This is a genomic window from Rhodococcus sp. NPDC059968, assembly GCF_042738615.1.
GTDB lineage: Bacteria > Actinomycetota > Actinomycetes > Mycobacteriales > Mycobacteriaceae > Rhodococcus_F.
In genome coordinates this window covers 23172-33270 of sequence record NZ_JBHWUE010000099.1, presented here as the reverse complement: position 1 = coordinate 33270, position 10099 = coordinate 23172, and the positions used below count along the sequence as shown (strand labels likewise).

At 68.6% G+C, this 10099-nt stretch carries 11 protein-coding genes and 2 pseudogenes; 5 read left to right on the top strand and 8 right to left on the bottom strand.

Going from position 1 to position 10099, the window contains the following annotated elements:
• From ACFWAY_RS43705 to ACFWAY_RS43695, 3 genes and pseudogenes are all read right to left on the bottom strand, one after another.
• Positions 1-200 (bottom strand): annotated as a pseudogene (locus ACFWAY_RS43705) (hypothetical protein); the annotation flags it as partial.
• A gap of 65 nt (positions 201-265) precedes the next feature.
• Positions 266-706 (bottom strand): ANTAR domain-containing protein, encoded by a 441-nt coding sequence (locus ACFWAY_RS43700; protein WP_378514884.1) that lies wholly within the window; start codon positions 704-706, stop codon positions 266-268.
• A 155-nt stretch (positions 707-861) separates the two neighbouring features.
• Positions 862-1065, bottom strand: coding sequence for a three-helix bundle dimerization domain-containing protein (locus ACFWAY_RS43695; RefSeq protein ID WP_378514883.1), 204 nt, complete (start codon positions 1063-1065; stop codon positions 862-864).
• 182 nt (positions 1066-1247) lie between these two features.
• On the opposite strand from ACFWAY_RS43695, the gene ACFWAY_RS43690 reads away from it, so the two are divergent.
• The 4 genes from ACFWAY_RS43690 (at position 1248) to ACFWAY_RS43675 (ending at position 4886) form a co-directional block, all read left to right on the top strand.
• On the top strand, positions 1248-1775 hold the full coding sequence (locus ACFWAY_RS43690; RefSeq protein WP_378514886.1) for a DUF6328 family protein: 528 nt from the start codon (positions 1248-1250) through the stop codon (positions 1773-1775).
• Between the two features lie 145 nt (positions 1776-1920).
• Positions 1921-3381, top strand: a complete 1461-nt coding sequence (locus tag ACFWAY_RS43685; RefSeq protein WP_378514882.1) for a CYTH and CHAD domain-containing protein — start codon at positions 1921-1923, stop codon at positions 3379-3381.
• 113 nt (positions 3382-3494) lie between these two features.
• Entirely contained in the window at positions 3495-4514 is a 1020-nt protein-coding gene (locus tag ACFWAY_RS43680; protein ID WP_378514881.1) for a zinc-dependent alcohol dehydrogenase family protein, read from the top strand.
• Between the two features lie 132 nt (positions 4515-4646).
• The gene (locus tag ACFWAY_RS43675; protein WP_378514880.1) at positions 4647-4886 is read left to right on the top strand and encodes a hypothetical protein; all 240 of its coding nucleotides are present in this window, start codon (positions 4647-4649) and stop codon (positions 4884-4886) included.
• Positions 4887-4987: 101 nt separating this feature from the next.
• Here ACFWAY_RS43675 and ACFWAY_RS43670 read toward each other — a convergent pair whose 3' ends face one another.
• The 5 genes and pseudogenes from ACFWAY_RS43670 to ACFWAY_RS43650 form a co-directional block, all read right to left on the bottom strand.
• Positions 4988-6943 (bottom strand): metal transporter, encoded by a 1956-nt coding sequence (locus ACFWAY_RS43670; protein ID WP_378514879.1) that lies wholly within the window; start codon positions 6941-6943, stop codon positions 4988-4990.
• Between the two features lie 29 nt (positions 6944-6972).
• Complete coding sequence (locus tag ACFWAY_RS43665; protein WP_378514878.1) at positions 6973-7284, bottom strand: hypothetical protein; 312 nt, start codon at positions 7282-7284, stop codon at positions 6973-6975.
• 597 nt (positions 7285-7881) lie between these two features.
• Positions 7882-9048 carry a molecular chaperone DnaJ gene (dnaJ, locus tag ACFWAY_RS43660; protein ID WP_378514877.1) on the bottom strand — a complete coding sequence of 389 codons (1167 nt, stop codon included), beginning with the start codon at positions 9046-9048 and terminating at the stop codon, positions 7882-7884.
• Between the two features lie 27 nt (positions 9049-9075).
• Positions 9076-9247 (bottom strand): annotated as a pseudogene (locus ACFWAY_RS43655) (Hsp70 family protein); the annotation flags it as partial.
• A 387-nt stretch (positions 9248-9634) separates the two neighbouring features.
• Positions 9635-9907 carry a hypothetical protein gene (locus tag ACFWAY_RS43650; protein WP_378514876.1) on the bottom strand — a complete coding sequence of 91 codons (273 nt, stop codon included), beginning with the start codon at positions 9905-9907 and terminating at the stop codon, positions 9635-9637.
• Positions 9908-9969: 62 nt separating this feature from the next.
• Between ACFWAY_RS43650 and ACFWAY_RS43645 the strand changes: the two genes are divergently transcribed.
• The gene (locus ACFWAY_RS43645) at positions 9970-10098 is read left to right on the top strand and encodes an Rv1535 domain-containing protein (protein ID WP_378514875.1); all 129 of its coding nucleotides are present in this window, start codon (positions 9970-9972) and stop codon (positions 10096-10098) included.
• The last annotated feature ends 1 nt before the right edge of the window (position 10099 follow it).

The window sequence follows — 10099 nt, the reverse complement described above, 5'->3', positions numbered from 1 at the left end:
GCTCGTCCTTTGAGGTTCTTGCCGTCGCGGACCACGACGGCGTCGACGTCGGTGGTCCCGTCGGGCCGTGGGGTGAGGGTGTAGGTGTGGCCGGAGTTGCCGCCCCACAGGTTGGAGTCGGTGGTGGTCATGACGACAGGGTCCGCGGTGTCGATCTCGTCGTCACGTACGTGTGTGATCGGCAGGAACGGCTCGTTCATGGACATGGATCCATCCTGCCGCGGCCGCGGGGGGACTGCCAACAGCCCTCGCGTGGGCGGGATGGTCAGTGCTGTCGACGATCTGGAGACCACGAGGTCGGGGGTGCAGGGATTTTCTCTGCGTGGCCGCGCGCCTGCCGCTGCCCGTCTGGCTCTGCCGAGCAGCAGCGGCTGGTGGTGGCATCAGGAGGCGTTACCGCGAAGACCCTGGCCAATGTGCGAGACGTGATTCCCACTCGGCCACCGCTCCGGATGCCTCCGCGTGCCGTTCCGGAGACCCCAGTGGGGTGGGCGTCGATGGCGAGATCCACCAGAGCGTGGGCGACGGTCAGCACACTGAGGTGGTGACGGTTCGCGACTCGGAGCAGTTCGTCGAATGCCTCGGTTTGGCTGCACCGGCGTAGTGCGATCAGGATGCCTTCCGCCACCGACAGCGTCTCCCGTCCATCCCTCGGATGCTGGACACCAACCACGTTGCTCGGGTGAGGTTCGGGCACCGACGTCATGGGCATCCCCTCCCCGAGGTGGCGGCACTTCCCGACGATCGATCTCTAGCTGGTCAATCGAAGTTGGCGTACCCGGGCTTGGTGACATTCACACCTCACAGGAGGAGGTCCGCCTGCGCCGTGTCGGAATCACATCCGGCCCAGTGCCCCGGCGGTTACCTCTCGATCAGGGTGGCGAGCTTGGCGGTCGCGGTGCGCTCGATGAGCAACGGAACGAAATCCCGGATGCGCCCGCTCTGGAAGTGCGCGACCGCTTCTTCCACGGCAGATTCCACCACCTCGCGCGATGCGGTCGGGAACTTCGTGAGCAGCCGGGTGGTGACCTGCGAGACCTGGCGTGCTTCTTCCGCGGAATTCATACTACGTATTGTTCTTGGCGACGATATCCCTGGTCAATCCAGCACCGGAGGTCTGTGACCAACGCATCTCCGGACACCGGGTTCGCCCGCTGCACGGCAGCGTCACCGTCGGCGTGAGCGCGGGTGTCCGCACCGACCGTTTTGCGGGTTCCATCAACCAGCAAATCGGGTACAACCTGGGCATGGGCAGCGCAGAGGGCCGGGACGACGCCGCATGGAACCGCCGGGTCCGCGACGAAACCGAAACCCAGCGACTCGACCGCAACTGGAGCAACCTGTTGCAGGAACTGCGCGTGGTGCAGACCGGCGTTCAACTCCTCACTGGATTCTTGCTGACGCTGCCGTTCCAGCAGCGCTTCGAGGAGCTCTCGGACGCCCAAGAAGTGGTCTACCTCGCCACCGTCGCCTTTTCGGTCACCGCGACGATGATGCTGGTCGCGCCGGTCGGCATCCACCGTCTGCTGTTCCGGCAGCATGCCCTTCCCACCCTCGTCGCAACCGGACAGCGGCTGGCGATCGGCGGCATCGCCGTCCTGGGCTTCGCCCTGGTCGGCGTGGTCCTGCTGATCTTCAGCTTCGTGGTCGACATGCGCACCGGGATCATCGCGGCCGCAGCGGCGATGCTGATGTTCTTCGGGTTCTGGATCCTGCCGTCGCTGCCCGCCCGGCGCTCTACCGGCGATGGCCGGCCACCCCACGAGTCGACGTGAGCCGCGCCGTCACGACCTCAATGAGCGTTAAGCCTGCGTTAAGCCGGGGAGAGGCCCGGCCCTCCTGGGGTCACCACGACTGACCCCTCACCAACCGGAAACCAATCGCCGCCGATCCCCTTGTGGTGGGGTGCAGACTGAACTCATGGTGTCGACGCAGCGTGAGCGGGAAGACAAGTACGACGTGGACCCGGATTTCACGCTGCCCGATCTGGCCCGGTTGGTCCCGGCGGGTGGACGACTCGACACCGGTTCGGCGAACTTGACCAGCGTCTACTTCGACACCGCCGACCGGGACCTGCTCCGCCAGCACCTCACCCTGCGCCGCCGCACCGGCGACACCGACACCGGATGGCAATTGAAGGTCCCCGCCGACAAGGCCCGCACCGAAATGTCCCTGCCACCCGCCGACGAGGACACCGTTCCCGACGAGCTGGCCACCCTGGTCCGCGGCATCGGACTGGACAAACCCCTCCATCAGGTGGCGGCGCTGTCCACCGTCCGGCGCACCCACCGCCTGTATGACCGGGATCAGCAGTTGCTCGCGGAGGTGGCCGACGACCTGGTGCACGCCACCGTCGCCGGGGACGTCGCCGTGATCAGCGAATGGCGGGAAGTGGAAGTCGAACTCGGCGAGCACGACAAACCTTCCCGGGCCGCCAAGGCGCTAAGAAAGGTCGGCAAACGCCTCACCAAGGCCGGTGCCCGGCCGTCACAGCACGCGTCGAAACTCGGCCGCGCCCTCGCCGGCAACCACCCACCCGCCGCCGACACGAGCGGCACAGCGGAACGGGCCCTGACCGAGTACCTCGACGCCCAGGTCCAGGCGATCGTCGCCGGCGACGTGTGGCTGCGCCGCGGGCTGGACCCGATCCATTCCACCCGGGTGGGCATTCGACGGTTCCGCAGCACCCTGCGCGTGTTCAACAAACTCTTCGGCGCCGAGGCGCGCACCACGCTGGACGCCGAACTGTCCTGGTACGCGGGTGTGCTCGGTGAGGTTCGGGACCGGCAGGTGCAGCGGAAGCGATTCGCGGAGAGGGTGGCCGACCTGCCGGACGAGCTGGTGATGGGACCGGTCGCCGCCCGCATCGAGGGTGATCTGCTCGCCGAGCAACACCGGCACCTCGAGCACGCGATGGAGGTACTCGACAGCGACCGCTACCGGGAACTGATGGCCACCTTGGCACGGTGGCGCACCGGCCCGCCCTTCACCGGCCCGGCCGATTCCCGCGCCGTGCGCAAGGCGGCACGCAAGGCCGGGCGTAAAGCGAACAAGAGACTGGCCGCCGCGGTCGCCGACACCGACGACGCGGCGCTGCATCGGGCGCGCAAGGCCGCCAAGCGGGCCCGCTACGCCGCCGAACTCGCCAGACCGGTCCTCGGGAAGAAGAAATTCAAAAAGAAGGCGAAGAAGTACAAGAAGATTCAGACGGTGCTGGGCGAGCACCAGGACTCCGTCGTGGCCGCGCAGACCCTTTGCACGCTCGGTGCCCGGGCCGGGACCACGCCGGGCGAGAACGGGTTTGCCTTCGGGCTGCTGTACGGGCTCGAGCAACGGGCAGCCCAGCAGGCGCGAGCAGACGCCGCGCGGCTGACCAGCTAACCCACTCGCATGCGTCGACTCCTCTCGGTCGTGTACGTCGCCAAGGTGCGGGACCGACGCTATGCGACCGAACCCCTCTGAGATCTGGATCCGACCGAAGGAGCGCCAGGAAGATGACAACCATGCGGTCTGTCGTTGCCGACACGTTGGGCGAACCGTCCGAGGTCCTACACCTGCAGACCCGCCCGCTTCCGGCGCCCGGTCCCGGCCAGGCCCGGATCAAGGTGACAGCTGTACCTGTCCATGCCAGCGATCTGCACACCATCCGCGGCAGATACGGATTCACCCCGCAGTTCCCGACCGTACCCGGAATCGAATCCGTCGGTCTGATCGACGAACTCGGTAGCGGCACAGACGGTCTGACCGTCGGTCAACGCGTCATCACGGTCGGAGTCACGGGCACGTGGCAGGAGTATGTCGTTGCCGATGCCGGGCGGGTGTTGCCTGTTCCCACCGGCATGACCGATTCCACGGCCGCCCAGATTCTCGCCAATCCGCTCACCGCCGTGATCTTGACCGGTGATGAGCTCGATGTTCGCCCGGGTGAATGGCTCCTGCAGACCGCGGCCGGTTCCACCGTGGGGCAGTCGGTCATCCAACTCGGGGCGCACGTCGGCTTCAAGACCCTCAACGTGGTCCGCCGTCGATCCGCTGTCGAGGACATCCTCGCGCTGGGAGGTACCGCGGTGATCTGCACCGAGGACGAGAACCTGGGAGAACGGGTGGCCGACATCGCAGGCCACGACGGCGTGTCCAAGGCGATCGACTGTGTCGGCGGTCAGGTGGGTGCGGACGTCTCGCGTGCGCTGGCACCGCACGGTGAGCTGGTCGTCTACGGTGCGCTGTCCACGCACCGCCGAACCGATCCCGACAAACTCACCATCCCCATCTTCGCGCGTTCACTGATCTACGAAACCAAGACCGTTCGGGGATTCTGGCTGTTCCGATGGCTCACCGAGACCCCGAAGGATCGGATGGCCGCGGCGATCGACCGGACACTTCAGCTTGCCGACCGCGGCGCGCTGCGCGTGCCCGAGGGCCAGCCGATCCCCGTCGAGAAGTTCGCCGACGCCGTCTATTTGGCCGAAGCCCCCCAACATGGGGGCAAACCGTTGCTGGTATTCGAACGGTAGGAGGCAGACGCCGCCTCTGTTGACGAGTGAGCGCGGCCCGGCTCACGGGCGAGGCGGGCGCTGGGTACACGAGCCCTGAGCCTGTGCGTGCACTCGTCCGATCGGTCGAACGCGGTATGGAGTTCGCCGGCGGTGGCGTCGCAGACGCAGGAAAACCTGTGCCTGGGCGGTATCGGAACGCTGAGATCGATGTCCTCACCGCCCGCATCGAGGAGACCGACGACGTCGCACCCCGTCCCGGATCCCCGGACCGGCTGGGTGCGTCTACGGCCGGAGGAAGGCGCCCTGCATCAGCAACTTTCCGAGGCTCACCACCTGGTCGCCCAGCTCACCGCACGCTATCCGGAACTCCGGGACGTGGAACGGAAATGACCCGGCATCATCCGGACCTCATCCGCGGCGAGGTGTCGAGGTCTTCGGCCGGGGGCAGTCGGCGACGGAGGTGGGACCTCGGGTGCGCCGGAAGTAGTCGGTCAGGCCGCCGACGGGGCGGGTGTCCGCGTCGGGCGCCGACGACCGGTCGTGGTGACGATGTATCCGGCAACGATGACCAGGGCGACGGGCCAGTCGATGATCTGCAGTGCGACGAGAACGGCCAGTGCAGTCAGGCATGCGGTCTGCTCGGGGGTGGGGATCGGGACGTGCCCGACCCCCGGCAGCGCGAGGGCGAAGCGTTCGGCCTGGCGTACCCGGTCGCGGAGTGTTCGGTGCGCGTCGTCGGCGCGCGGGTGCTCGCGCCCGTGTTCGGCCAGGGGGTCGTCGAGTGTGCGGCGCGCCAGGCGGTGACCGATCCACAGCCCGCCGGCGGCCCCGCCGGTCAGGGGTTCGGTGCCCCGGAAGGGAATGCTCGTCAACAGCAGCACGGCACCGAGTAGTGAACTGCCGGTGGAGAGTTCGACACCGCGGCGGCTGGCGGTGCGGGCGGCGGGGACGGCGCACAGGATCCGCCAGGCGGTCGACGGGTCGTCGACCAGCAGATCGGCATACCAGGGCGGGGCCTGGTCGTCGAGGACGCCGATCGCCACGTCCGCCGCCGCCAGGGCGTGCGGGGCGTGCGCGGCGATCACGGCGACGGTGGCGCCTCGGCTCTGGAGTTGTTCGACGGCCTCCTGCAGGGCGGTGTCGGGGGTGGTGTCGGCGGGCTCGTGCAGTTCGTCGAAGATCGTCTGCCCGTCGCCCATAGCCGGGCTCCGGAGGCCGACCGTGCGGATGCCGGCGCGCCGGAGGTAGTCGAGCACGGCCGCGTCGGGCCCGGCCGGGATCAAGATTTGGGGGTCGATCACGACGGTGTCGACCCGATCGAGGCGGCGCAGCGTTTGCGGCCGCAGCGGCAGCATCCGGTGTCGGTCGGCCAGACCCCGGCTGAGGGTGGCCGCGAACGACTCCCGCGCGGTGCGGGTCGCGGCCGGTGCGGCGACGATCAGCGCGGTACCGGCGACACCGACATCGCCGGTGGCCGCCCCGGCGACCGCTGCGGCCGCGGGGGCGGCGACGACGGAACGGTTCGCGTGGTGTTCGAGCGGCCCGACCGGCCGCGAGCGCGGACGGTGCGGGTGCTCGGGCGGGTGGTCGTCGACGGCGTGAGGGGCCAGGGCCGGTTCGGTGCGGTGCCAGGCCTGCCGCGCCGACCAGGTCTCGGCCGTCAGCGTCGCCCGAAGCAACACGTTCACGGCGAGCAGGGCAGGGTTCTGGGTGAGCGTCAAGATCGCGGCCTCGGCGGTCGCGAGCACCACGTCGGTCGACTCCGGGCCGAGTCGGTGTTCGACCAGTCGCCGAATGCGGGGCTGGTAGTCGGCGGAGATGACGGCCGCGGCCACCGCCACGGGCAGCTGCGGCAACCGCACCGCCGCCGCGGCCACCGACACCCCCAGGCCCACTGCGGTGGTCGCCAGCGCGGCGACCCGCCCGGCGAGGACGACGTCGTCCCCGGGCAGATCGAGCGGCCGCTCGCCTTCCGCTGCGCGAACGGAGTTCTCGGCGCCGGACACGGTGCCGGAGAGCTGCGTCAGAGCCGGTGCCTCGTCGCCGACGGTGACGACGATCCGCGACAGTGCGCGGTTGAGTTGTACCGCGGTCACGCCGGGGAGGCCGCGCACGGCGGCGAGGACGGCGGTACCGATCTGGGGGCCGTCGGGGGTGTCGAGGCCGCGGACCTCCATCCAGATTCGGTCGTTTCCGCGCCAATATCGGCGGGACGGTGCGCCGCCGAGGAATTCGCGTGCCATGTCCCGCGCCGAGACGGCGCCTCCCCGCAGGGGCGCCGTGGCCAGGTTCATTCCGACGCCGGCCACCGCGGCGGCGCCCGTGACGGCGCCGGTGACGGTCGTGTCCACCGCCGTGGTGCCCAGCCAGGCACCGGCCTGCAGGCCCCGCCGCGCTACTCGGGCCGGCAGCAGAACCGGTCCGGTGAGTAATGCGCTCAGGCTCATGTGGAGGGTAGGTCGAGGCGACGAACCGCTCACGCGGGGCCGGCCGCGGGCGACGGCGCCGTCGTGGATGGCGACTTCGACTTCGATGGGTCGGATCCGGCGGAGGAGTCGGCGGTGGACTCCACGCGGGTGTCGGAATCGGGCGTGTGGCCCCGGATCTTGTCCACCGACATAAGCCCCATGCCGGCTCCACCACGCAGACCGGCTCCGGCGCCCTGGAACAGCCCCTTGACGGCTCCGAGCGTTCCTCCGACAATCCCGCCTCCGACCGCACCCGTCGCCGCGATCGTGAGGTCCGCGGTTCGACCGACGGCATGGGCGGTGCGATCGATGACGTTCATGACAACCTCCCGACAGGGTTGCGGGCGTCGGCCGCAGGGCGGCGACCGATCCTTACCTTACGCTCCGAACGAACCGCGTAACCGCCGACGATGCGCTCCAGTCGGCGCATATTTCGTACTCGGCGGGCCCCACCACGGGCCGTGGCGATGCGTCTCTTCGGAAACTGTCGCATGTGCAATCAAATTGCGCCACATAGTCTCTCATCCTCTACACGCGATCGATGACTGCGTAGCCGCGCTACGCGGGTGCCGGTCGAGCTGGGCTGCGAGGCGACCGTCGAGCGAACCGATATCCCGCCGCCGTTGCGGGAGCTGTACGCGCTGCTGGTGGGTGTGGTCGAGATCCTCGACTGAATTACTCTCGGCCGGTCACTGCCTCGGTACCGGTGGGGGGTGGGGTGGTCTCCATTCTTCCGCCTGCCGAGGACGTCGTCGGGACTGTCCGAGCAGGACAGTGTGCGATCGTGGTTGCCGGTGGTGTGGAGTAGTTCGCGGATCGTGTGGCTGATCCCGGTGTGCGGGTGAGCAGGTCGGGGGCGATCGCCGCGGCGGATCCGAAGCCTTGGGCCCAGCCGAGCGGGCCGAGGGGTGCGGAAGTCATCTCTTGCCCGCCCACCCGGCTCGGGGATCGAATCCTGTTGCTCTCTCGGCCTGCGCGTACGCCCGCAGGGCTTCAGTTGCGGTGCTGTCCAGCGTCGGTGGCACCGTGACCTCGGCCCGGACCAACAGATCGCCAGCCGTGCCGCCGCGCGGGTGTACGCCGCGGCCGTGAATCCGAAAGGTCCGTCCCGCTGCGGTGCCCGCCGGGATCTTCATTCCGACGTGGCCGTCGAGGGTGGGGACGGAGATCGTTGCGCCCAAGGCGAGTTCGCTGAAGGTGACCGGAACCGTGACGGTGAGATCGTCGCCGTCGCGGCCGAACACCGGGTCCGTGATGACGTGCACGCTCACATACAGATCGCCCGAGGGTGCGCCCCGCAGGCCCGGTTCGCCCCGACCGGGGATGCGGATGCGTTGGCCGTCGCGTACGCCGGGGGGCACCCGGACGTTGATGGTGCGGGTGCGGTTCCCGATGCCGGTGCCCTGGCAGTCTGGGCACGGTGTGTCGACGATGGAGCCGGTACCACGGCAGTCGTTGCAGGGTTCGCTGAACCCGAATGCCCCCAGGTTCCGGGTGACCAATCCCATCCCGTTGCAGCGTGGGCATTCTCGCGCGGTGGTGCCGGGCATGGCGCCGCTGCCGTGACATGCGGTGCACGTGGAAGTAGTGCTTATTCGAAGTGGCACGACGACGCCTCGGATGGCATCACGGAAGGGCAGCCGGGTTTCGGTCTCGACGTCGCTGCCGCGCCGTGGTCGGGTGCCGGTGCTCCGATCGCCGGCACGGTTGAACAGGTCGCCTATTCCGCCGCCCGTGGTGGTGAAGGATGCGCCCCGCCCGAACAGGTCACCGAAGCCGGAATCGCCGCTGACGCCGGCGCCTCGTCCGGTGCCGGGGTGGAATCCGGTGCGGTCGAAGGGGCCGGAGGTGAACAGCCTGCGTGCCTCGTCGTAGTCCTTGCGCTTGACCGGGTCCGAGAGCACGGCGTGCGCCTCGCTGACCGTCTTGAAGCGGTCCTCGGCCCGGGGGTCCTGCGGGTTGGCATCCGGGTGCAGATCCCGGGCGAGCCGGCGGTAGGCCTTCTTGATCTGCTCGACCGACGCGTTCGAAGGGACGCCCAGGTCGGCATAGAAGTCGCGTTCCAGCCATTCCCGCTGCGTCACTGGCCATCTCCTTCCTCCAGCCGCTCAGCGGATGGTGCGGTCGACGTCGGTGGCCGCCCGGTTCCTTGCGGGCTGGCGCAACGACGACGGGGTGGTGCGTGAGCCTTCAACCTCGGCGACCACGACATGCTCGCCGCCCTCCCCGCGCAGACACGACCGAACTCGTTGTACCGAGGTAGATGCCGACGGCGCGAGCCATGAGGCCTCCGCGACCGCGTGCGGGCGCAACCTCATCGTGCAACCAACCAAGAAGGTACCCGGCCAAGCTTGAGTGCATATGACTCAATTTTCTCCCCGACAGAAGATCCGGGTCAAGTTTGAGTTGAGCGTCAGGCGCTCACCTTTGCGCTTCCCTTTGCAAGCTGGGCATGGGCCACGTGTGGTCAGGGAGACCGGGCGGCAATCGCTCGGAGCCTGGCTCGCCGCGGAATCGGGAGTCGAGAAACGTATCTCGCCCGCGATGCCCGCCAACAGATCTTGCCGGAGTATCCAACGAACCATCCGGCGAGTCCGTCCCATTCGGCAGAACTACTCGGCAGAACTCTCGGGCGAGTCGATTCGGGCGCTGGCAATGTCATTCGCTGTTCTAGGCCGTTTCCAGTGCGTCGCCGATCTCGTGCAGGGTGCGGTGGTGTTGGCCGGCGGTCATGACATGCCCGGCGGCGATGATCACGGCGACCGGCCATTCGATGATTTCCAGTGCGGCGAGGGCGCCGAGTGCGGCGTAGAACGCGAGGTGCTCGGGTCGGGGGATGCCGACGCTCCCGATGATCGGCAGGTTCACGGCGAAGCTGTCGGCGCGGCGGACGCGTTCGACCGTGTCCCGGTGGGATGGGCTGGTGGGTGACTTGTCGGCCATTGCTTGCCTCCGCACTGTGTGGGGTTTACCGAGAGTTCGTTTGGGGTGCGCAGGGTGGCAGCGTGGCGAATCCTGTGGTCGATGTGGGTGCAGATCCGGTGGTTTCCGTGGTGGCGCGGGTGTTCACGCCGCCGTTGCGGGAGCTGTACGCGCTGCTGGCGCGGGCGGGTGTGGTCGAGATCATCGACTGAA